Source organism: Massilia hydrophila (assembly GCF_020208145.1).
Lineage (GTDB): Bacteria > Pseudomonadota > Gammaproteobacteria > Burkholderiales > Burkholderiaceae_D > Telluria > Telluria hydrophila.
On sequence record NZ_JAHYBX010000011.1, the window covers coordinates 44,558 to 67,445 of the forward strand.

Here is a 22,888-nt window from a genome sequence, read left to right on the forward strand (position 1 = left end):
TGGTAAGCCCGCCATTTTACTGGCTAAGCTGCCGGCGGGCATGAACAGGACAGGCCGGTCGGGTGCGACCCGCGCGACGCCCGCCCCGGGGGCGACCTACAATCGATTCGACCAGACAAGCAGACAGGAGGACATATGGGCAATATCGTGAACGCGGGCGATCACCTGGACCTGGTGAGCGAACAGGACCTGGTTGGCAGGCGGGTCGCTGTCCTGATGACCGATGGGGTCGAGCAGGTGGAATACACGGCGCCACGCGCTTTCCTCGAGCAGAAAGGCGTGCGGGTTACGCTGGTCGCGCCCAAGGGTGCGGGCGAGGAAGTGCAGGGCATGAACCACGACCAGCCGGGGGACCGGTTCAAGGTGGAACTGGGCCTGGCCCAGGCCGACGCCAGGAATTTCGATGCGCTGCTGTTGCCAGGCGGCGAGGAGAATCCGAAGCAGCTGCGCCGGATTCCCGAAGCGATCGCCTTCATCAAGGCCTTCGACGAGGCCGACAAGCCGATCGCCGCGATCTGCCACGGACCGTGGCCCCTGATCGACGCCGGCATCGCGCAGTCGAAGCATCTGACCAGCTATCCGGCGATCCAGGATGACCTGAAGGCAGCGGGGGCGGAATGGACGGACGACGAGGTGGTGGTGGACGGCAAGCTGGTCACGAGCCGCAAGCCGGAGGATATTCCGGCCTTCAATGAAGCGCTGATGAAGGAGTTGATGGTGATCCAGCAGGCGGGGTCGGATCCGGGGCCGACGTCTTGATGTGGATGCGAGCGCCAGCCGTGCAGGTGAGCCTGGGCGCCAACAGACGCCCCGGGCCCTGGCGCGGCTACATGTTGTTGCAAGCATCTGAAGAGGCTGGAGTCAGTACTGTAACGTGAGCATTCAACGGTACAGCCGGAAGCTAGTACGGCAAATCAAATTAACGCATTGAAAAAAGAAAAGCCGCTGACGAATCAGCGGCTTTTCGGAAGAGGTTGGTGGAGGCGGCGGGAATCGAACCCGCGTCCGCAAGCACTCTACAGACAGTTCTACATACTTAGCACTATCAATTAATTTAACCTGGACAACGGGGATGTGCACCCTTTGGACAGGCGAGTCACCTATGATTTAACAGTCGACCAAGTGACCCGGCCTACTGCGAGCCCCTGTAAATGAGTCCACGAACCTTGCGGTACACCCCAGGGGCGAGGTGGTGTGGACCTAGCAGCAATTAAGCTGCGAGTGCGTACGAGTTATCGTTTGCAGTTATTGATTTCTGGATGTATTTACGAGGTAACCAGTCCTCGGTATGCCCTGCGCTGCTTTGCAACCCACGTCGAAACCAGGTCGCCCCCAACGAGAGGGTTTCATTGTACTGCAATTTGCCGCTGCGTGCAGGTCTGTGGCTTAGACCGCGCTTAATGTCAAGTAGGACCGAAGATACCCTCACATCATGCGGGAAGTGCAATATCATGGCCCGGCTACACGGTCGGTATCCGCTTTTTTCGACAAGGATGAACATGGTTTGCATCGTCTGCGGTAACACCCAAACAGCCGGCATTGCGTCATGGCACGCTACCTGCCCGGCATGCCATTACGAAAGCGCGGCCCTGTCCGTCGCCATCAACAAGCAGACCGAGGTCGAGATCAACGAAGCCGAGCGCGAAGCGGCGCTGAAGGCACTGCGGCTGGAGAATTTCCGCGCTATCGTGCAGTACGCCAGGCGCCATGCGCCCCCCGGGGCGCGCAGCCTGCTCGACGTGGGCAGCGCCCATGGCTGGTTCCTGGAAACGGCACGCGAGGATTTCGCGGTGCTCGGCATCGAGCCCGATGCCGTGGTCGGATCGCGCGCAGCCAGCCGCGGCCTGCCGGTGCGGGCAGGTTTCTTTCCCGACGTGTTGCAGGACGACGAGCGCTTCGATGTCATCGTTTTCAACGACGTCATCGAACATATCCCGGATATCCGCAGCGCCCTCGGCGCCTGCCGGCAGCACCTGGAGCAGGACGGCATCCTGATCCTTAACCTGCCGAGCAGCCGCGGCTTCTTCTACCGCTTTTCGAAATGCATGGCCCGGCTGGGCTGGCGCATGCCGTTCGAGCGCCTGTGGCAGAAGGACATGCCTTCTCTCCACGTCCACTATTTTAGTCCGGCCAACCTGGCGACGCTGGTGGCGGGGCAGGGCTTCGAACTGGTCGACTGCGCCGAGCTGCCGGCCCTGCGCGCCAAGGGCCTGCGCGAGCGCCTGAGCTATGCCGGCAAGGTGTCGCCGCTGTCCCTCTGGCTGCAGTACCTCGCGGCCATGTGCGCGATTCCCGTGCTGCGGATCTTCCCGAGCGACATCATCGTCTGCATCTTCCGAAAAAAAACCGCAGGCTGACTACGCCTGCGGTTTGGTAAAGGGGAAGCGGCTTAGCGGTTGCGGTTGGCGATCTCGTTGCCGAGCATGCCGCCACCGATGATGCCGGCCACGGTCGCCAGCTTCTTGCCATTGCCGCCGCCGATCTGGTTGCCGATCAGGCCGCCGATCACGGCGCCGGTGCCGATGCCGACATAGTTCGGCTGGGCCGGTGCCGGGGCCGGTGCCGCCTGCTGCACGTAGCGCGGCTCGCTCGGCTTGGCATGCACCACGCGGGTTTTCTCGACCACTTTCACGACCGGCTTTTCGCGGATCACTTCCTTGACCACCACCGGCGCCGGCTGCGGCGCCGGCTGCGCATAGGCGACCGGCTGGGCGGCGGCGACCGGCATGGCCAGCTGCGGCGCGGTGCCGGCGGCGAGCTGGCTCGCCAGTTGCGGCGTTACCGGGGTGGCCGACAGCGGCGCGCCGGCCGGCTGGGCTTGCAGGGCGGCGGCCGGCACCATCACGACCTGGCCCTGGGCGTTCGTCATCGGGACCATGCCCGGCTGGTTGTAGGGCGTGGCGGCGGCCAGCGGGGCCGGCGGCAGGTCGGCGGCGCTCTTCGAGCTCGGCAGCAGGCCGGTGATGGCGGCGGCGCCGGTCAGGCTGACGATGACGACCGAGACGGCGGCGGCGGCCATCAGCGGGTGGATGCGGTTGAGGCCTTGGGTAGTTTGCATGTTCTTCTCCGTGAGACGTTGTGTTGTCGTATGGGAGTAGATTACCGGCGAGCACGACCCGGAACTAGACCTGAGCCTGTATCAGTCGTAAAGAGATGTAAGCGGGCCGGAAGCTGTCCGGCCCGCTGCGGGGAAGAGAATCAGGCGGCCGGCTCGGCTGCCAGGCGTGCGGCGTCGAGCACGCTGCGCAGGGTTTGCAGCAGGTCGGTCGGGGTGTCGAGCAGGTAGTGCGCACCCCAGGTGGATGGCTCGACGGCGCCGCAGTAGCCCCAGTTGCAGGCCACGGTGACCATGCCGGCGGCATGGCCGGCTTCGACATCGCGCTTGTCGTCACCCACGTACCAGCATTGTTCCGGCGCCACGCCCAGGCGGCGCGCGCCTTCCAGCAGCGGGGCGGGGTGGGGCTTGGGAAAGCCGGTGGTGTCGCCGGACACCACGCAGCCCGCATGCGACAGGCCGATCTGCGGGATCAGCGGATCGGTGAAGCGGGCCGGCTTGTTGGTGACGATCCCCCAGCTCATGCCGGCCTGTTCGATCCCGACCAGCAGTTCGGTCACGCCCCCGAACAGCGAACTGTGCACGGCCATGGTTTCCTGGTAGCGGTCGAACCACTGCATGCGCAGCTCTTCGTAACCCTCGTCGCCGGGTGCCAGCCCGAAGGCCGCACCGATCATGCCGCGCGCGCCGGCGGAAGCGGTGGGACGCAGCACCGAATACGGGGTCGGCGGCAGGCCGCGCTCGGTGCGCAGCCAGTTGACGGCGGCCGCGAGGTCGGGCGCGGTGTCGGCCAGGGTGCCATCGAGGTCGAACAGGATGGCACGCGGTGCCGGCAGGACGGTCGGGAGAGTCATGTAGAAAGGGCGAAAAGGGCGAAAGGTTAAACCGGTTTGCTGCACGCCACCATGTAGTTGACGTCGGTGTCGTTGTTGAGGGAATAGATCTTGGTCAGCGGATTGTAGGTCAGGCCTTTCAAGCCGTCGACCTGCAGGCCGGCCTGACGGGCGAACTGCGACAGCTCGGCCGGGGTGATGAACTTGGCATAGTCGTGGGTCCCGCGCGGCAGCATGCGCAGCACGTATTCCGCGCCGATCACCGCGAACAGATAGGACTTCGGATTGCGGTTCAGCGTCGAGAAGAACACGTGGCCGCCCGGCTTGACCAGGGTGGCGGCGGCGCGCACGATCGAGGCCGGATCCGGCACGTGCTCGAGCATTTCCATGCAGGTGACGACGTCGAACTGGCCCGGTTCTTCCAGCGCCATGTCTTCCGCCGCGATGTGCTTGTAGCGCACTTCCACGCCCGACTCCAGGCTGTGCAGGTCGGCCACCTTCAGGGCCTTCTTCGACAGGTCGATGCCGGTCACCTTGGCGCCCTTGCGTGCCATCGCTTCGGACAGCACGCCGCCGCCGCAGCCGATGTCGATCACGTTCTTGCCCAGCAGCGGGGCGCGCGCATTGATCCACTCCAGGCGCAGCGGATTGATCTCGTGCAGCGGGCGGAATTCGGACGTCGGGTCCCACCAGCGGTGGGCCAGTTCACTGAATTTCTGGATTTCTAAGGGGTCTGCGTTCGTGTTCATACTCGGATCATACTGGAAATGGCGCAGGTCACGGAATGCCGCACGGAAAATATGTCAAGGCCTGTTCCCATCCGTGTACAGCCGGGCCGCTCCTGTGCCAGCAACGAAAAAAAACCCCGCCGGAGCGGGGTTTGGTGAGCAATCGCGCGGATTACTTGTTGACGGTGCGGGTACCGACGACTTCGATTTCCACGCGGCGGTTCTTGGCGCGGCCAGCGGCGGTCTTGTTGTCGGCCTGCGGCTGCTTCTCGCCCTTGCCTTCGGTGTAGATACGGTTTTCTTCCACGCCCTTGCCCTTCAGGTAGGCCTTGACGGATTCGGCGCGGCGGATCGACAGCTTCTGGTTATAGGCATCGGTACCGATCCAGTCGGTGTGGCCGACGGCGATGATGACTTCCAGGTTCATGTCGCCCAGCTTCGCCACCAGTTCGTCGAGCGCGGCCTTGCCGGCAGGCTTGAGCACGGCCTTGTCGAAGTCGAAGAAGGCGTCGGCCGAGTACGACACTTTTTCCGAGGTCGGCACCGGGGCCGGGGTCGGGGCAGGGGTCGGTTGGGCTGGCGGGGCCGGCGGCGGCGGCGGCGGCGGCGGAGCGACGCACTTGCCGTTCTCGAGTTTTTCAGGCGGCACGCACAGCGGCGCGTCGCAGCCCGGGACCGCGTCGGCAGGGGTCCAGTAGCCGGTACGCCAGCACAGGCCGAAAGGATTGCGGGCGATCACGCCGCGGCTGTCCTGCACATAGGCGCTGTACGGGGTACGCGCCTGGATGTCGGTAGTCAGCGGCGCATACGGCGCATCGCTCTGGGCAACAGCATTGCCCGCGATCGCAGCCGAAGCGGCGAGCAGGAGGGTAGCCAGTTTATTCATGTTCTTTTTCCTTTCGGGTAGATGCTTCGCCAATTCAGCGCATGCTCAGCAGGCTTTGTGGTCAAGATATTAACATGACGTACGAAGACCAGCCTCGCATTGTGAATCGCACAATTAATTTCCTGTCCATTTTGCCACATGCACCAGAATCACACGACTGCAGCCAAATCAAACACAAGGCTGAATCATGGGTATGTTGTTTAATTGCAACATTTGCCGGGCGAACGCGGCCGCACCTTCAGCATTTGAAGGGGAAATGGATTTGTGCTGCCCCGAAGTGCCCCATGGTAGAATCATCCGTTGCAACTTATAACCATTAGCCTGAAAGCAGTCGACCCGCCCAATGGATCAATTCGCAAAAGAAACAGTTCCCATTTCCCTAGAAGAAGAAATGCGCAAGAGCTACCTCGATTACGCGATGAGCGTGATCGTGGGCCGTGCTCTGCCGGACGTGCGCGACGGCCTCAAGCCGGTGCACCGCCGCGTGCTGTACTCGATGCACGAAAGTAATACGACGCATAGCCGTCCGTACGTGAAGTGCGCGCGCGTGGTCGGCGACACCATGGGCAAGTACCACCCGCACGGCGACGCATCGATCTACGACACCTTGGTGCGCATGGCGCAGGACTTCTCGCTGCGCTATACCCTGGTGGATGGGCAGGGCAACTTCGGCTCGATCGACGGCGACTCCGCCGCGGCAATGCGTTATACCGAGTGCCGCCTGGACCGCATCTCGAGCGAACTGCTGGCCGATATCGACAAGGACACGGTCGACTTCCAGCCGAACTACGATGGCAAGGAAAAGGAACCGACGGTCCTGCCGACCCGGATCCCGAACCTCCTGATCAATGGTTCCTCGGGCATCGCGGTGGGCATGGCCACCAACATTCCGCCGCACAACCTGTCGGAAGTGATCAACGGCGCCCAGCACCTGCTGAAGAACCCGGACTGCACGATCGACGAGCTGATCGAGCTGATCCCGGCGCCGGACTTCCCGACCGCCGGCATCATCTATGGCGTCTCGGGCGTGCGCGACGGCTACCGCACCGGCCGTGGCCGGGTAGTGATGCGCGCCAAGACCCACTTCGAGGAATACGGCAAGGACGGCGGCCGCGTCGCGATCATCATCGACGAGCTGCCGTATCAGGTAAATAAAAAATCGCTGCTCGAGCGCATCGCCGAGAACGTGCGCGACAAGAAGCTGGAAGGCATCAGCGACATCCGCGACGAGTCCGACAAATCGGGCATGCGCGTGGTGATCGAACTGAAGCGCGGTGAAGTGCCGGAAGTGGTGCTGAACAACCTGTACAAGCAGACCCAGCTGCAGGACACCTTCGGCATGAACATGGTGGCGCTGGTCAACGGCCAGCCGAAGCTGCTGAACCTGAAGCAGATGCTGGAATGCTTCCTGTCGCACCGCCGCGAAGTGGTCACCCGCCGCACCGTGTTCGAACTGCGCAAGGCACGCGAGCGCGGCCACATGCTGGAAGGCCTGGCCGTCGCGCTGGCGAACATCGACGACTTCATCGCGATCATCAAGGCCGCGCCGACGCCGCCGATCGCCAAGGTCGAGCTGATGGGGCGCGCCTGGGATTCGTCCCTGGTGCGCGAAATGCTGAACCGCACCGAGATGGGCGCTTCCGGCGGCATCGAGGCCTTCCGTCCGGAGCACCTGCCGAAGCACTACGGCATGCAGCAGGACGGCTTGTACAAGCTGTCCGACGAGCAGGCCCAGGAAATCCTGCAGATGCGCTTGCAGCGCCTCACCGGCCTGGAGCAGGACAAGATCATCAACGAGTACAAGGAAGTGATGGATCACATCGCCGACCTGCTCGACATCCTGTCCAAGCCGGAACGCGTCACGACCATCATCAGCGACGAGATGGCGCACATCAAGTCGGAATATACCGAGAACGGCAAGGACGCACGCCGCTCGGCCATCGAGCACAACGCCAGCGACCTGGAAACCGAAGACCTGATCACCCCGCAGGACATGGTGGTCACGCTGTCGCACACCGGCTACATGAAGTCGCAGCCGATCGCCGAATACCGCGCCCAGAAGCGTGGCGGCCGCGGCAAGCAGGCGATGGCGACCAAGGACGAGGACTGGATCGACCAGCTGTTCATCGCCAACACCCACGACTACATGCTGTGCTTCTCGAACCGGGGCCGGATGTACTGGCTGAAGGTGTGGGAGGTGCCGCAGGGCTCGCGCAACTCGCGCGGCAAGCCGATCGTCAACATGTTCCCGCTGCAGGACGGCGAGAAGATCACGGTGATCCTGCCGCTGTCGGGCGAAAACCGCACCTTCCCGGAAGACCACTACGTGTTCATGGCGACCTCGCTCGGCACCGTCAAGAAGACCCCGCTGCGCGACTTCAGCAACCCGCGCAAGGCCGGCATCATCGCCGTCGACCTCGACGAGGGCGACGTGCTGGTGGGCGCCGCGCTGACCGATGGCCAGCACGACGTGATGCTGTTCTCGGACGGCGGCAAGGCGGTCCGCTTCGACGAGAACGACGTGCGTCCGATGGGCCGTACCGCGCGCGGCGTGCGCGGCATGAACCTGGAAGAAGGGCAGCAAGTCATCGCCCTGCTGGTGGCCGAGAACGAGCAGCAGTCGGTGCTCACGGCCACCGAGAACGGCTTCGGCAAGCGTACCCCGATCCTTGAATACACCCGCCACGGCCGCGGCACCAAGGGCATGATCGCGATCCAGACCACCGAGCGCAACGGCAAGGTGGTGGCCGCGACCCTGGTCGACGCCCTCGATGAGATCATGCTGATCACCACCGGCGGCGTCCTGATCCGCACCCGGGTGTCCGAGATCCGCGAGATGGGCCGTGCGACCCAGGGCGTGACCCTGATCGCGGTGGAAGACGGCACCAAGCTGTCCGGCCTGCAGCGCATCGTCGAGACCGACCTCGAAGAGGTCGAGATCGAGCAGGGACCGCAGTAAGCAGTACAGGGCGGGCCGCGTGATGCGGCCCGTTTTTCCAGGGCGGCCCGGCTCGCCGGCCCGCATCGAACGAGCACCAAGCAGGCATCAAGCAAGCATCAAGCATGAAGACCATTCTCCTCACCCTGGTTGCCACCGCCGCGCTTGCGGGCCTGCCGTCGTTCGCGGGGGCCGCGCCGGCCGCCCCGACCGCGCCGGCCAGGAGCGCGGAGGCCGACACGGCCGTCAAGGCCATGTTCGAGGCGATGGAAATGCGCAGGAACATGGTGGCCATGTACGCCGAGCTGCAGAAGACCATGCCGGCCATGCTGCAGCGGCAGGCGGTCGCCATGGTCCAGGCCGATACGCGCCTGGATGCGGCGCAGAAGCGGCAGGCCCTGGACAGGATCGAACGGATGCTGCCCGCCATGGCCGAGTCGATCGGCCGGATCCTGGGCGACCAGGCCCTGGTCGACGAGATGATCGCGGCGATGGTGCCGCTCTACACCCGCCATTACACGGCCGAGGAAATCCGCCAGCTTACCGTCTTCTACAGCAGCCCGGTGGGACGCAAGATGATGGCCCTGACCCCGCAGCTGAGCACCGAGGGCATGGCGATCGGCCAGCGCATCATGATGCCGCGCATCGCCAGGCTGATGCAGGACATGGTGCAGGACGCGCAGAAACCGTAAGCAAGCCAGAAAGGACCGCATGACGAACCAGGTATTCAACTTCTCGGCCGGCCCGGCCGTGCTCCCGAAGGAAGTGCTGCAGCAGGCGGCCAGCGAGATGCTGGACTGGCAGGGCAGCGGCATGTCGGTGATGGAGATGAGCCACCGCGGTCCGGAATTCATCTCGATCTACCGCCAGGCCGAAAGCGACCTGCGCGAACTGCTGGCGGTGCCGCCGAACTACAAGATCCTGTTCATGCAGGGCGGTGGCCTAGCGCAGAACGCGATCATCCCGATGAACCTGGTGGGCTGCTGCCCGCAGCCGGCGACGATCGATTTCATCCATACCGGTTCGTGGTCGGGCAAGTCGATCCAGGAAGCGCGGCGCTACGCCAACGTCAACGTCGCGGCCAGCAGCGAGGCGGACGGCTTCACCCGCGTGCCGCCCCGGGAAACCTGGAACCTCACCGGCCACGCGGCCTACCTGCACATCTGCACCAACGAGACCATCGACGGGGTCGAGTACGACTTCGTGCCCGAGTCGCTGCCGAAGGTGCCGATCGTGGCCGACATGTCCTCGCACATCCTGTCGCGCAGCATCGACGTGTCGAAGTACGGCCTGATCTTCGCCGGCGCGCAGAAGAACATCGGCCCGGCCGGCCTGACCCTGGTGATCGTGCGCGACGACCTGCTGGAAGACGCGCTGGCGATCTGCCCCTCGGCCTTCCACTTCAAGACGGTGGCCGCGAACGAGTCCATGTTCAACACGCCGCCGACCTACGCGATCTATATCGCCGGGCTGGTGTTCGCCCACCTCAAGAAGCTGGGCGGGGTGGCGGCGATGGAAAAGATCAATATTGAAAAAGCGCGCCTGCTGTACGCCGCGCTGGACGCCGACGACTTCTACCAGAACCGCGTCGCGCCCGCCTACCGCTCGCGCATGAACGTACCGTTCTTCCTGCGCGACGAATCCCTGAACGACAAATTCCTGGCCGGCGCGAAGGCGCGCGGGCTGCTGCAACTGAAGGGCCACAAGTCCGTCGGCGGCATGCGGGCATCGATCTACAACGCGATGCCGCTCGAGGGTGTGCAGGCCCTCGTCGATTATTTGAATGAATTCGCAGGACGTTGATCATGTGTTGAACCGGTTGGCGCGGTTATGCACCGGCTGGTTGAACGCGTGGGCGGGGGACCCGCCCACCCTACGAAAACCACGGTAACGTAGGGTGGGCAGGTTTCCTGCCCACGCGTCCAAATCACGCACGAGCAGCCCGCGAAAATGGATAACGACCCAACGATGACAGACAAACTCCTCCCCCTGCGCGAGCAGATCGACACGATCGACGCGCAAATCCTGGACCTCCTGGCCCGGCGCGGCCGGATCGCCCAGGAAGTCGGCCACGTCAAGGCCGAGACCAACGCCCCCGTGTTCCGCCCCGAGCGCGAAGCCCAGGTGCTGCGCGGCGTGGCCGAGCGCAATCCCGGCCCCTTGAACAGCCGCGACGTGCAGACCATCTTCCGCGAGATCATGTCTTCCTGCCGCGCCCTCGAAAAGCGCGTCACGGTGGCCTACCTCGGCCCTTCCGGCACCTTCAGCGAGCAGGCCGTGTACCAGCAGTTCGGCAGCGCCATCGAGACGCTGCCCTGCATTTCGATCGACGAGGTATTCCGCGCCACCGAGGCCGGCACCGCCGACTTCGGCGTGGTGCCGGTCGAGAATTCCTCGGAAGGCGCGATCAACCGCACGCTCGACCTGATGCTAGCTACTACCACCGTGATCAGCGGCGAGATCTCGATCCCGGTCCACCACAGCCTGATGACGAAGACCGGCAGCATGGATGGCGTCACCGTGGTCTGCGCCCATTCCCAGGCCCTGGCCCAGTGCCAGGTCTGGCTCAACCTGCACCACCCGGGCATCGAGCGGCGCGCCGTGGCCTCGAACGCGGAAGCGGCGGTCCTGGCCAGCCAGGATGCCACGGTGGCGGCGATCGCCAGCGAGATGGCGGGCGAGCAATACCAACTGGGCGTGGTGCAGGCCCACATCCAGGACGATCCGCACAACCGCACCCGCTTCGCCGTGATCGGCAGCCTGGAGGCCGGCCCGTCCGGCCGCGACCACACCTCGATCGTGCTGGCGGTGCCGAACAAGGCGGGCGCCGTCTACAAGCTGCTGGCGCCGCTGGCCAGGCACGGCGTGTCGATGACCCGCTTCGAGTCGCGTCCGGCACGCGTCGGGACCTGGGAATACTACTTCTATGTCGACATCGAGGGCCACCTGCGCGATGCCGCGGTCGCCCGCGCCCTCGACGAACTGAAGGACAACGCCGCCTTCTTCAAGGTGCTGGGTTCCTATCCGCAAAGTCTTTAATCTTTCATCATTCACTGAGTACAACCATGTCGAAATTCGGTCCAGATTACGTCCGCGCCATCGCCCCCTACCAGGCCGGCAAACCCATCGCTGAAGTCGCCCGCGAGTTCGGCCTCGACGAAGCCAGGATCGTCAAGCTGGCTTCCAACGAGAATCCCTTCGGCGTGCCGGAATCGAGCCGCGCCGCGATGGCCGCCGCTGCCGCCGATCTCGGCCGTTACCCGGACGCCAACGGCTTCGAGCTGAAGGCCGCGCTGTCCAGCCGCTACGACGTGCCGGCCGACTGGATCACCCTCGGCAACGGCAGCAACGACATCCTGGAAATCGCCGCCCACGCCTTCGTGCAGCAGGGCGAGGCGGTGGTGTATTCGCAGTACTCGTTCGCCGTGTATGCGCTCGCCACCCAGGGCGTGGGCGCACGCGCCATCGTGGTCCCGGCCAGGGACTACGGCCACGACCTGGACGCGATGGCGGCCGCCATCGATGCCGACACCCGCCTGGTGTTCATCGCCAACCCGAACAACCCGACCGGCACCTTCATCCCGGCGGCCGAGATCGAGGCCTTCCTGCAGAAGGTGCCGGCCAACGTGGTGGTGGTGCTGGACGAGGCCTACAACGAATACCTGGCGCCCGAATACCAGTTCGAGTCGAGCCAGTGGGTGCGCAAGTACCCGAACCTGGTCGTCTCGCGCACCTTCTCCAAGGCCTACGGCCTGGCCGGCCTGCGTGTCGGTTTCGCCATTGCCCAGCCGGCAGTGACCGACCTGATGAACCGCATCCGGCAGCCTTTCAACGTCAACTCGCTGGCCCAGGCCGCCGCGATCGCCGCGCTGAACGACAAGGCATTCCTGGCCAAGGGCGCGCAGAACAACGCCGAAGGCTACCGCCAGCTGACCGCTGCCTTCGACGAGCTCGGCCTGGAGTACGTGCCGTCCTTCGGCAACTTCGTGCTGGTCAAGGTGGGCCAGGACGAAGGCGCCGGTGCACGCGTCAACCTGGCGCTGCTGAAGCAGGGCGTGATCGTGCGCCCGGTCGGCAACTACGGCCTGCCGCAGTGGCTGCGCATCTCGATCGGCCTGCCGCAGGAGAACGCCGCCTTCATCGCCGCGCTGAAGAAAGTTCTGGCCTGAATGATCGGCCGCCTCGTCATCGTCGGCACCGGCCTGATCGGCGGCTCCTTCGCGCTGGCCCTGAAGGCGGCCGGCCAGGTGGGCCGGGTGGCGGCGCTCGAGCGTTCGCCGCAGGCGCTGGCACGCGCGCTGGAACGCGGCATCGCCGATGAAGCCTGTGCCACGCCGGAGCAGGCGCTGCGTGGCGCCGACCTGGTGCTGCTGGCGGCGCCGGTCGGGCAGACCGGGGCGCTGCTTGCTTCGCTGCTGCCGCACCTCGAGCCGCACACGGTCGTGACCGATGCCGGCAGCACCAAGTGCGACGTGGTGGCCGCGGCGCGCGCCGCACTGGGCGAGCGCATCGGCCAGTTCGTGCCGGGCCACCCGATCGCCGGCAGCGAAGCGAACGGGCCGGATGCCGCCTGGGCCGGCCTGTACGGGGGCAAGAAGGCGGTGCTCACGCCGCTGCCGGAAAACGATCCGGCGGCCGTCGAGCGCGTGGCTGGCGCCTGGCGCGCCTGCGGCGCGCTGGTCCACACCCTGAGCGCCGGAGACCACGACCGCGTGTTTGCCGCCGTCAGCCACCTGCCGCACCTGCTGGCCTATGCGCTGGTGGACGACATCGCGGCCAGGCCCCATGCCGGCATGCTGTTCCAGTACGCCGCCAGCGGCTTTCGCGATTTCACGCGCATCGCCGGCTCCTCGCCAGAGATGTGGCGCGACATCAGCCTGGCCAACCGCGATGCGCTACTCGCCGAGCTCGATGCCTATCTGGCACAATTGAATTCATTGCGGGCGATGCTCGCCGCCGCCGACGGCCGCGCCCTCGAGACCGTGTTCGCCAGCGCCCAGCGCGCGCGGCAGGCCTGGCTCGACGCGATCGAGGCCGGCTCGCCACCCTTGCCGCCACACCGGGATACAGAATGACGCCTCAGTTACCTCACCCTAAACACTACCCCCAGCACATCGACCTCGAACCGGTGCTGCACGCCGAAGGCACGGTGCGCCTGCCGGGATCGAAAAGCATCTCGAACCGCACCCTGCTGCTGGCGGCGCTGGCCGAGGGCAGCACCACCATCCACGACCTGCTGGCCTCGGACGACACCATGGTGATGCTGGGCGCGCTGCGCGCGCTCGGCATCCGCTGGGACGAGATCGATGAGCGCACTATTGTGGTGCATGGTGGCGGCGGCCTGCTGCCCAAGCGCGAAGCCGACCTCTTCATGGGCAATGCGGGCACCGCGATCCGCCCGCTCACGGCGGCGCTGGCCGTGATCGGCGGCGACTACACGCTGCATGGCGTATCGCGCATGCACGAGCGCCCGATCGGCGACCTGGTCGATGCGCTGAACGCCGCCGGCGCCCAGATCGAATACATGGGCGAGCCGGGCTATCCACCGCTGCGCATCCGCCGCGGCCACATCCACGCCGAGCGCATTGCCGTGCGCGGCAACGTCTCGAGCCAGTTCCTGACCGCGCTGCTGATGGCGGCGCCGCTGATGACGGGCAGCCACCCGGTGTCGATCGACGTGGTCGGCGAACTGATCTCCAAGCCCTACATCGAGATCACCCTGAATTTGATGCGCCGCTTCGGCGTCGAGGTCGAGCAGAACGGCTGGGCCTCGTTCACCGTGCACCCGGGCCAGCGCTATGCCTCGCCGGGCAGCATCCATGTGGAGGGAGACGCCTCCTCGGCCTCCTACTTCCTGGCGGCCGGCGCGATCGCCGGCGGGCCGGTGCGGGTGGAAGGGGTGGGCCTGCACAGCATCCAGGGCGACGTGCGCTTCGCCGACGCGCTGGAACGCATGGGTGCCATTGTCACGCGCGGCGAGAACTGGATCGAGGCGCGTTCGAACGGGGTGCTGAAGGCGATCGACGCCGACTTCAACCACATTCCCGACGCGGCGATGACGATCGCGGTGGCGGCCCTGTATGCGGACGGCCCGAGCACGCTGCGCAACATCGCCAGCTGGCGGGTGAAGGAGACCGACCGCCTGGCCGCCATGGCCGCGGAGCTGCGCAAGCTGGGCGCCGAGGTGGAGGAGGGCGCCGACTACCTGCGCATCACGCCGCCGGAACAGCTGAAACCGGCTACCATCGCGACCTACGACGACCACCGCATGGCGATGTGCTTTTCGCTCGCCTCGCTCGACGGCCAGGCGCGGCGCGGCAATGCGATGCGGATCCTGGATCCGAAATGCGTCGCCAAGACCTTCCCCGACTACTTCGAGGCCTTCGTCGGCATCGCCCGCAACGAACTGTTTTGACCACCATGCCGAACAATCCTATTCCCGTCATCGCCATCGACGGCCCCACCGCCTCCGGCAAGGGCACGGTTGCCGCCCGCGTGGCCGAGCGCCTGGGCTTCCACCTGCTCGATTCGGGCGCGCTGTACCGCTTGAGCGCGCTGCAGGTACTGCGCCGCGGCGTCGAGCTGCGCGACGAGCATGCCATCGCCAAGCTGGCCGAGCACCTGCCGGCGCGCTTCGTCGGCGGCGACATCTTCCTGAACAACGAGAACGTCACCGAGGCCATCCGCGCCGAAGAGGTGGGCAACATGGCATCGAAGATCGCCGCGCTGCCGACCGTACGCCAGGCCCTGTACGGCCTGCAGCTGGGCTTTCGCGAGACCCCCGGCCTGGTGGCCGACGGGCGCGACATGGGGACCGTGATCTTTCCCGGCGCAAAGCTAAAAGTGTTTCTCACCGCAAGCGTCGAGGCGCGGGCGCATCGCCGCTATAAGCAATTGATTGACAAAGGATTTTCTGCTAATATGGAAGGTCTGCTGGCGGATTTGAAGGAACGTGACGAGCGCGACACCAAGCGCGCCATCGCTCCCCTGGTTCCGGCAGCGGATGCGCATTTGCTCGATACCTCGAACATGACGGCGCTTGACGCGGTCGAACAGGTCCTGGCCTGGTATGCGCAAGCCTGACTTGTCAGGCGTTGAACGAATGTTGTGAATTGTCTTCTTGCCTTGGGCAATGAAGACTTTCCGTGCAGGTGGATCCGGATGCTGTGCATCATCGCCGGCTTGAGTCATCGCCAGATGACTGCGCTGCGACTTCCGGAACGACGATGGCCGTTGCATCGTTCGCCCTTGCGCGGGGGCAGGGGCCTGGTCCTTGCCCATGCTGGTGCCTGCGACGGCAATTCCGCCGCCGCGGGTGTGTGTCAACCTAACCCCAGTTCAGTCCGCACCATCGCCGGCCTGCTGGGCTAACTCGAGTAATAACCTTTATGTCTACTGCAACCAATCAAGATACCGGCATGGAAAGCTTCGCCGCCCTGTTCGAAGAATCGCTGTCGCGTCAGGACATGCGTTCGGGCGAAGTCATCTCGGCTGAAGTCGTGCGCCTGGATCACAACTTCGTGATCGTCAACGCCGGCCTGAAGTCGGAAGCCTTCATTCCGGTCGAAGAATTCAAGAATGACCAGGGCGAACTGGAAGTCCAAGTGGGCGACTTCGTTTCCGTGGCCATCGAATCGCTGGAGAACGGTTTCGGCGATACCATCCTGTCGCGCGACAAGGCCAAGCGCCTGGCATCGTGGCTGGCTCTGGAAAAAGCAATGGAATCGGGCGAGATCGTCACCGGCACCGTCAACGGTAAAGTCAAGGGCGGCCTGACCGTCCTGACCAACGGCATCCGCGCATTCCTGCCGGGTTCGCTGGTCGACACCCGTCCGGTCAAGGACACCACCCCGTTCGAAGGCAAGACCCTGGAATTCAAGGTCATCAAGCTGGACCGCAAGCGTAACAACGTCGTCCTGTCGCGTCGCGCCGTCATCGAAGCATCGATGGGCGAAGAGCGCGCCAAGCTGATGGAAACCCTGAAAGAAGGCACCGTGGTCACCGGCGTCGTCAAGAACATCACCGACTACGGTGCGTTCGTCGACCTGGGCGGCATCGACGGCCTGCTGCACATCACCGACCTGGCATGGCGTCGCGTGCGTCACCCGTCGGAAGTGCTGTCGGTTGGCCAGGAAATCACCGCCAAGGTCCTCAAGTACGACCAGGAAAAGAACCGCGTCTCGCTGGGCGTCAAGCAGCTGGGCGACGATCCGTGGACCGGTCTGTCGCGTCGCTACCCGCAGGGCACCCGTCTGTTCGGCAAGGTCACCAACCTGACCGACTACGGCGCGTTCGTGGAAGTCGAGCAGGGCATCGAAGGCCTGGTGCACGTCTCGGAAATGGACTGGACCAACAAGAACGTGGCTCCGAACAAGGTTGTCCAGCTGGGCGACGAAGTCGAAGTCATGGTCCTGGAAATCGACGAAGAGCGTCGCCGTATCTCGCTGGGCATGAAGCAGTGCAAGGCCAATCCTTGGGACGACTTCGGCATGACCCACAAGAAGGGCGACAAGGTCAAGGGTTCGATCAAGTCGATCACCGACTTCGGCGTGTTCATCGGCCTGCCGGGCAACATCGACGGCCTGGTGCACCTGTCGGACCTGTCCTGGACCGAAGCCGGCGAAGAAGCCGTGCGCCGCTTCAAGAAGGGCGACGAGCTGGAAGCCGTCGTGCTGGCCATCGACGTCGAGCGCGAGCGTGTCTCGCTGGGCGTCAAGCAGCTGGAAGGCGACCCGTTCAACAACTTCGCTTCGCTGAACGACAAGGGCACCCTGGTCACCGGCACCGTGAAATCGGTTGAGCCGAAAGGCGCCGTGATCGCGCTGAACGAAGAAGTCGAAGGCTACCTGCGCGCTTCGGAAATCTCGCGTGACCGCGTGGAAGACGCCGGCACCCACCTGAAAGTGGGCGACAAGGTCGAAGCCCTGGTCATCAACATCGATCGCAAGGCTCGCAGCATCCAGCTGTCGATCAAGGCGAAAGACAGCGCTGACACCCAGGAAGCAATGAGCAAGCTGGCTCAGGACAACAGCGCTGCCTCGGGCACCACCAGCCTGGGCGCACTGCTGAAGGCCAAGTTCGATAACAAAAACTGAGCAAGAACTAAGCAGCGCTTACTTCTTACTGGAGCTTGCAGATGACCAAGTCCGAGCTGATCAACCGCCTGGCTGAACGCTATTCCCAGCTGGTGGCGAAAGATGCCGAGTTTGCCGTCAAGACCATTCTCGATGCGATGACCAACGCCCTGGCGACCGGGCAGCGCATCGAGATCCGCGGTTTCGGCAGCTTTGCGCTGAACAGCCGGCCTCCACGCATCGGCCGCAACCCGAAGTCCGGCGACAAGGTGATGGTGCCCGAAAAACGGGTGCCGCACTTCAAGCCGGGCAAGCAGTTGCGCGAGCGCGTGGACGCGATGGTCGGGCAACCGATCATCGAAGACTGAATCGTCTGCCAGTCTCCAGGCTAGAACGGCGTCCTTCGGGGCGCCGTTTTTTATTGCTGGCTTTTGAAATATCATGGCGGATATGCGACACTGCGCCTTTGCGCACCCATTTGCCTATCCTAACAGCGGGCACTGCTGATGAAATTCGTTTCCACCATTGTTGGCATCATCCTGTTCGTCCTGTTCTTCGGCTTCGCCCTGAAGAACACCCAGGAAGTCGACCTGCATTTCTTCCTCAACTACGAGCTGCGCGGCCCGCTCGTGCTGATGCTGCTGGCCTTTTTCGTGGCCGGCGCGGCGCTCGGCATCCTGGCCCTGACGCCGACCGTGTTCCGCCAGCGCCGCCAGAGCTCGCAGCACAAGAACACCATCCAGGCCCTGCAGAGCGCCGCCGGCACCGGCACCGTGCAGCCGCAGCCGGATGCCGTGAATCCGGCGCGCTAGCGCGTCCGCGCCAACACAGAACAAGAACACATGGAATTCGAACTCTGGATGCTGCTTGGCATCCCCGTCATCTTCGGCCTGGGCTGGATCGCCGCCCGCGTCGACATCAACGCCGTCGTCTCCGAATCGCGCAGCCTGCCGCGCGGCTACTTCAAGGGCCTGAACCACCTGCTGAACGACCAGCCGGACAAGGCCATCGATTCCTTCATCGAGATCGTCAAGCTCGATCCGGAATCGGCCGACATGCACTTCGCGCTCGGCAACCTGTTCCGCCGCCGCGGCGAGATCGAACGCGCCATCCGCGTCCACCAGAACCTGCTGGCGCGCCCCGACCTGCCGGGCGAGCAGAAGGCCCATGCCCAGTATGAACTGGGCATGGACTACCTGAAGGCCGGCCTGCTCGACCGCGCCGAGGAAACCTTCAACCTGCTGGTCGGCACCCCGTTCGAGGTGCAGGCGCGGCGCGCGCTGCTGGAAATCTACCAGCGCGAAAAGGAGTGGCGCCGCGCGATCGATGTCGCTAGTGGCCTGCAGGAATCGGGCGCCGGCGCGCGCCAGAAGGAAATTGCCCAGTTCTATTGCGAGCTGGCCCAGGACGCCCTGGTGCACCTGCAGCCGAGCGACGCCATTGTCCTGCTGGACAAGGCCCTGCTGGCCGACCGCTCCAGCGTGCGCGCCACCATCCTGATCGGCGACGCCCAGCTGGCCCAGGGCGATACCGAGGCCGCGCTGGCGACCTGGCGCCGCGTCGAGCACCAGAGCGTGCCGCACGTGGCCCTGGTGGCGGGGCGCCTGATGGACGGCTACCGCAAGGTGGGCAGGCCGCAGGAAGGGGTGAACCTGCTGCGCTCCTACCTGTCCGAAGCGTCGTCGATCGACCTGATCGAAGTGGTGTTCAAGGCCGTGATCGAACTCGACGGCGTGGAAGCGGCGAAGCAGCTGGTGGTCGAGGAACTGCGCCGCAACCCGACGCTGCTTGGTCTGGATAAATTGCTTGAAGCGCACCTGATGGAAGCCCGCACCGAAGTCTGGGAAGAGCTGTCGATGGTGAAGAACCTGGTCCAGCGCTATACCCAGAAGCTGGCCCGTTACCAGTGCAGCCACTGCGGCTTCAAGGCGCGCCAGTTCTACTGGCAGTGCCCGGGCTGCAGCCGCTGGGAGACCTACCCGCCGCGCCGCACCGAAGAACTCAATGTGATGAACTGACGCAGCAATCCATGACCCACCCGATCCCGAGCCGCCTGCTGGCGGCAGACAGCTTCCGCCGCCAGGCGGCCCCCGAACTTTCCAGCGTGCGCCTGCTCGTGGTGGGCGACGTCATGCTCGACCGTTACTGGTTCGGCGAGGTCTCGCGCATCTCGCCGGAAGCGCCGGTGCCGGTGGTGCGCATCGAGCGCCGCGAGGAGCGCCTGGGCGGCGCCGCCAACGTGGCGCGCAATGCCGCCGCGCTGGGCGCCCATACCGGCCTGCTGGGCGTGAGTGGCCAGGACGAGGCGGGCGACGAAGTCGAGAAGCTGCTGAAGGAAAGCGGCATCCACAGCTACCTCAAGCGCGACGAGGCGATTTCGACCATCATCAAGCTGCGCGTCATCGGACGCCAGCAGCAGATGGTGCGCATCGACTTCGAGGATGCGCCCACCGAGACCGTGCTGGTCGAGAAGCTCGACCAGTTCCGGACCCTGCTGCCCAGCTACGACGTGGTGATCCTGTCCGACTACAACAAGGGCGCCCTGGCCAACGTGGCCGAGATGGTGAAGGAGGCGCGCGCGGCTGGCAAGACCGTGCTGGTCGATCCCAAGGGCGACGACTTCTCTCCCTACCGCGGCGCCAGCATCCTGACCCCGAACCGCTCGGAACTGCAGCGCGTGGTCGGCGCCTGGAAGACCGAGGAACAATTGACCGAAAAGGCGCAGCGCCTGCGCGCCGAACTGGGCCTGGACGCCCTGCTCCTGACCCGGTCGGAAGAGGGCATGAGCCTGTACAGCGCCGACGAAGTGCTGCACGTGCATGCCGATGCGCGCGAAGTGTTCGACGTCTCCGGCGCCGGCGACACCGTGATCGCCACCCTGGCCGCGATGCTGGGCGCGGGCGCGTCGCTGGCCGAGGCGCTGGCCACGGCCAACCGCGCCGGCGGCATCGTGGTCGGCAAGCTCGGTACGGCCACCGTCACCCGCGACGAGCTGTTCCCGGCTTGAGCGCGATCAGGCCGGGACCGTCAACCCGGGCCGGACAGCCCCGTTAGGGCGTGGATGGGTGGCGCCGCTGCCCATCCCATAACCTACGGAGATCGAGAACATGATGAAGAAACTGGTATTCGCTGTTGCCGCGCTGCTCGCCTCGAGCGGGATCGCCTTCGCCCAGGTCGACGTCAACAAGGCCGATGCGGCCGCGCTGGACAGCGTCAAGGGCGTGGGCCCGAGCATGTCGAAGTCCATCCTCGACGAACGCGCCAAGGGCGAGTTCAAGGACTGGGCCGACTTCCGGCAGCGCGTCAAGGGTGTGGGCGACAAGAAGGCGCTCAAGCTGTCCGAGGCTGGCCTGGTGGTCAACGGCAAGCCGATGGAGGGCGCGGCGGCTGGGCCGGCCGGCGCGAAGGCGGAAAAGACTTCCGCCAGGGCGCCCGGCAAGGACAAGCCGGCCGAGCAGAAGGCGATGTAGCAGCAGGAACCCGCGGCAACGCGGGTTTTTTTTTGCCCGTTTCCAGGCGAATAAGGTGCCAGCACGGACTGTCCGGAATTGACCCGCATCTGTACGCGATTCAATTGACGAATCTGATGGAACGAAAAAGGCGCATGCTATATTCCTTTCCCCTTGGAAACACCCCTTGCTTTCCTTGCAGCCTTCTACGCGGATCGAGCCTCTCTCATGAACAAGAAGTCCCTCACCATCGGTGCACGCCTGGCAATCGGCTATGGCGCTGTGTTTTTCCTGATGATCGCCCTCACGGCCCTTGCCATCAGTCGCGTCGGCGACATCGAGCGTATCCTGAAGCACATCAACGACGTCAACAACGTCAAGCAGCGCTATGCGATCAATTTCCGCGGCAGCGTGCACGACCGTGCCATCGCCCTGCGCGACGTGGTGCTCTCCACCGATCCGGCTGCCGCCGCCGTACCGGTGCGGCTGATCGCCAGCCTGGACGAGAACTATGCGCGCTCGGCCGGACCGATGGACCGGCTGTTCAACGAGCTGGCCGACAGTTCCGCTGCCGAGAAGGAAGCGCTGGCCGCGATCAAGGCGCAGGAGCGCCGCACCAAGCCCCTGATCGAGCGCGTGATCGCGCTGCAGGCGGCCGGCCAGGCAGAGGAGGCGAGGAGCCTGCTGGCCCGCGAAGCGGCGCCGGCCTTCGTCGACTGGCTCGCCAGCATTAACGTCTTCATCGACATGCAGGAAAAAATGAGCAACGACGAAGCGGCCGGTGCGCGCACCGTGGCCTCGGGCTTCTTCGGCTGGATGACCTTGCTGTGCCTGGGCGCGATCGCGGCCGGCGCGCTCGGGGCCTGGATCATCACCCGCGGCCTGCTGCGCCAGCTCGGCGGCCAGCCCGAGTATGCCGCCTCGATCGTCAAGGCCATCGCTGCGGGCGACCTTGGCGTGAAGATCGAGACCGCGGCGGGCGACAAGCGCAGCCTGCTGTACGCCATGCAGGGCATGCGCGACAGCCTGGTCGCCATCGTCGGCCAGGTGCGCCACGGCACCCTGAACATGGCCAGCGTCTCGACCGAGATCGCGGACGGCAACCGCGACCTGTCGCAGCGTACCGTGCGCCAGGCCGATACGCTGGAAGCGACCACCGCGTCGGTGGCCCAGCTCAGCGCCACCGTGCGCCAGAACGCCGACAATGCCAGCCAGGCCAATGCGCTGGCGGAATCGGCTTCCGAAGTGGCGCTGCGCGGCGGCGCCGTCGTGTCGCAGGTGGTGCAGACCATGGCCTCGATCAACGACTCCTCGAAGCAGATCGTCGACATCATCGGCGTCATCGACGGCATCGCCTTCCAGACCAATATCCTGGCCCTGAACGCCGCCGTGGAAGCAGCGCGTGCCGGAGAACAGGGACGCGGCTTCGCCGTGGTGGCAACCGAGGTGCGCAGCCTGGCCCAGCGCTCGGCCGCGGCGGCCAAAGAGATCAAGGGCCTGATCGGCAGCTCGGTCGAGCGGGTCGATGCGGGTGCACGCCTGGTGGACGAAGCCGGCAGCACCATGAACGACATCGTCGCCTCGGTACGCCGCGTTACCGACATCATGGCCGAGATCACGCGCGCCAGCGCCGAGCAGAGCGCCGGCATCGGCCAGGTGCATGCCGCGATCGGCCAGATGGACGAGGCGACGCGCCAGAACGCGGCCATGGTGCAGCAGGCAACGGCAGCCGCGGCGGCGCTCGAAGACGAGGCCGAGCGGCTGGCGCAGGTGGTCAGCGTGTTCCGGCTCGATGCCGCGCATGACCCGGTGACCGGCGCCGGGCGTGCCGCCCCGCTGGCGATCGCCGCCGGCTGACATGCTCGTGCGGCGCATGCGTGTATTGACTGACATGGCGCAATCCGCATGAGAAGATGTGCATGACG

Annotated in this window: 21 protein-coding genes and 1 other RNA gene; 17 read left to right on the top strand and 5 right to left on the bottom strand. The window is 65.1% G+C overall.

From position 1 onward, the window contains the following. Positions 1–135 precede the first annotated feature (135 nt). Positions 136–759 carry a type 1 glutamine amidotransferase domain-containing protein gene (locus tag LE190_RS19445; RefSeq protein WP_225240254.1) on the top strand — a complete coding sequence of 208 codons (624 nt, stop codon included), beginning with the start codon at positions 136–138 and terminating at the stop codon, positions 757–759. A 216-nt stretch (positions 760–975) separates the two neighbouring features. Here the strand turns inward: LE190_RS19445 and ssrA are convergent. Continuing rightward, positions 976–1,334, bottom strand: a transfer-messenger RNA (tmRNA) gene (gene ssrA, locus LE190_RS19450). A 165-nt stretch (positions 1,335–1,499) separates the two neighbouring features. On the opposite strand from ssrA, the gene LE190_RS19455 reads away from it, so the two are divergent. Then, positions 1,500–2,357, top strand: a complete 858-nt coding sequence (locus LE190_RS19455) for a class I SAM-dependent methyltransferase (RefSeq protein ID WP_225240255.1) — start codon at positions 1,500–1,502, stop codon at positions 2,355–2,357. 32 nt (positions 2,358–2,389) lie between these two features. Here LE190_RS19455 and LE190_RS19460 read toward each other — a convergent pair whose 3' ends face one another. The 4 genes from LE190_RS19460 to ompA form a co-directional block, all read right to left on the bottom strand. Then, entirely contained in the window at positions 2,390–3,058 is a 669-nt protein-coding gene (locus LE190_RS19460; protein WP_225240330.1) for a glycine zipper 2TM domain-containing protein, read from the bottom strand. Between the two features lie 140 nt (positions 3,059–3,198). Then, the gene (locus tag LE190_RS19465; RefSeq protein ID WP_225240256.1) at positions 3,199–3,909 is read right to left on the bottom strand and encodes an HAD family hydrolase; all 711 of its coding nucleotides are present in this window, start codon (positions 3,907–3,909) and stop codon (positions 3,199–3,201) included. Between the two features lie 26 nt (positions 3,910–3,935). Then, a complete protein-coding gene (gene ubiG / locus LE190_RS19470) occupies positions 3,936–4,637 on the bottom strand; it encodes a bifunctional 2-polyprenyl-6-hydroxyphenol methylase/3-demethylubiquinol 3-O-methyltransferase UbiG (RefSeq protein ID WP_225240257.1) in 702 nt (233 codons plus the stop codon). A gap of 151 nt (positions 4,638–4,788) precedes the next feature. After that, complete coding sequence (gene ompA, locus LE190_RS19475; protein WP_225240258.1) at positions 4,789–5,502, bottom strand: outer membrane protein OmpA; 714 nt, start codon at positions 5,500–5,502, stop codon at positions 4,789–4,791. A 343-nt stretch (positions 5,503–5,845) separates the two neighbouring features. Between ompA and gyrA the strand changes: the two genes are divergently transcribed. The 15 genes from gyrA (at position 5,846) to LE190_RS19550 (ending at position 22,820) form a co-directional block, all read left to right on the top strand. Continuing rightward, positions 5,846–8,461 (top strand): DNA gyrase subunit A, encoded by a 2,616-nt coding sequence (gene gyrA / locus LE190_RS19480; RefSeq protein ID WP_225240259.1) that lies wholly within the window; start codon positions 5,846–5,848, stop codon positions 8,459–8,461. Positions 8,462–8,565: 104 nt separating this feature from the next. After that, complete coding sequence (locus LE190_RS19485; RefSeq protein ID WP_225240260.1) at positions 8,566–9,132, top strand: DUF2059 domain-containing protein; 567 nt, start codon at positions 8,566–8,568, stop codon at positions 9,130–9,132. 19 nt (positions 9,133–9,151) lie between these two features. Continuing rightward, positions 9,152–10,243: a 3-phosphoserine/phosphohydroxythreonine transaminase gene (serC, locus tag LE190_RS19490; protein WP_225240261.1), complete on the top strand. Its 1,092-nt coding sequence runs from the start codon at positions 9,152–9,154 to the stop codon at positions 10,241–10,243. A 165-nt stretch (positions 10,244–10,408) separates the two neighbouring features. Continuing rightward, positions 10,409–11,479, top strand: a complete 1,071-nt coding sequence (pheA, locus tag LE190_RS19495; RefSeq protein ID WP_225240262.1) for a prephenate dehydratase — start codon at positions 10,409–10,411, stop codon at positions 11,477–11,479. 26 nt (positions 11,480–11,505) lie between these two features. After that, positions 11,506–12,609, top strand: coding sequence for a histidinol-phosphate transaminase (hisC, locus tag LE190_RS19500; protein WP_225240263.1), 1,104 nt, complete (start codon positions 11,506–11,508; stop codon positions 12,607–12,609). Then, on the top strand, positions 12,610–13,515 hold the full coding sequence (locus LE190_RS19505) for a prephenate dehydrogenase (protein WP_225240264.1): 906 nt from the start codon (positions 12,610–12,612) through the stop codon (positions 13,513–13,515). Next, entirely contained in the window at positions 13,512–14,855 is a 1,344-nt protein-coding gene (gene aroA / locus LE190_RS19510; RefSeq protein WP_225240265.1) for a 3-phosphoshikimate 1-carboxyvinyltransferase, read from the top strand. Before LE190_RS19505 ends, aroA begins: the two co-directional genes overlap by 4 nt. A 5-nt stretch (positions 14,856–14,860) precedes the next feature. Then, positions 14,861–15,523, top strand: coding sequence for a (d)CMP kinase (cmk, locus tag LE190_RS19515; RefSeq protein ID WP_225240266.1), 663 nt, complete (start codon positions 14,861–14,863; stop codon positions 15,521–15,523). A 305-nt stretch (positions 15,524–15,828) separates the two neighbouring features. Then, positions 15,829–17,535: a 30S ribosomal protein S1 gene (gene rpsA, locus LE190_RS19520; protein WP_225240267.1), complete on the top strand. Its 1,707-nt coding sequence runs from the start codon at positions 15,829–15,831 to the stop codon at positions 17,533–17,535. Positions 17,536–17,576: 41 nt separating this feature from the next. Then, positions 17,577–17,882, top strand: a complete 306-nt coding sequence (locus LE190_RS19525; protein ID WP_027864826.1) for an integration host factor subunit beta — start codon at positions 17,577–17,579, stop codon at positions 17,880–17,882. Positions 17,883–18,020: 138 nt separating this feature from the next. Continuing rightward, positions 18,021–18,326, top strand: coding sequence for a LapA family protein (locus tag LE190_RS19530; protein WP_225240268.1), 306 nt, complete (start codon positions 18,021–18,023; stop codon positions 18,324–18,326). A 30-nt stretch (positions 18,327–18,356) separates the two neighbouring features. Further along, positions 18,357–19,532, top strand: a complete 1,176-nt coding sequence (gene lapB, locus LE190_RS19535; RefSeq protein ID WP_225240269.1) for a lipopolysaccharide assembly protein LapB — start codon at positions 18,357–18,359, stop codon at positions 19,530–19,532. A gap of 11 nt (positions 19,533–19,543) precedes the next feature. Continuing rightward, the gene (gene rfaE1, locus LE190_RS19540) at positions 19,544–20,521 is read left to right on the top strand and encodes a D-glycero-beta-D-manno-heptose-7-phosphate kinase (protein ID WP_225240270.1); all 978 of its coding nucleotides are present in this window, start codon (positions 19,544–19,546) and stop codon (positions 20,519–20,521) included. A 100-nt stretch (positions 20,522–20,621) separates the two neighbouring features. Next, entirely contained in the window at positions 20,622–20,984 is a 363-nt protein-coding gene (locus LE190_RS19545) for a ComEA family DNA-binding protein (RefSeq protein ID WP_225240271.1), read from the top strand. A gap of 207 nt (positions 20,985–21,191) precedes the next feature. Further along, complete coding sequence (locus tag LE190_RS19550; protein ID WP_225240272.1) at positions 21,192–22,820, top strand: methyl-accepting chemotaxis protein; 1,629 nt, start codon at positions 21,192–21,194, stop codon at positions 22,818–22,820. Positions 22,821–22,888 lie beyond the last annotated feature (68 nt).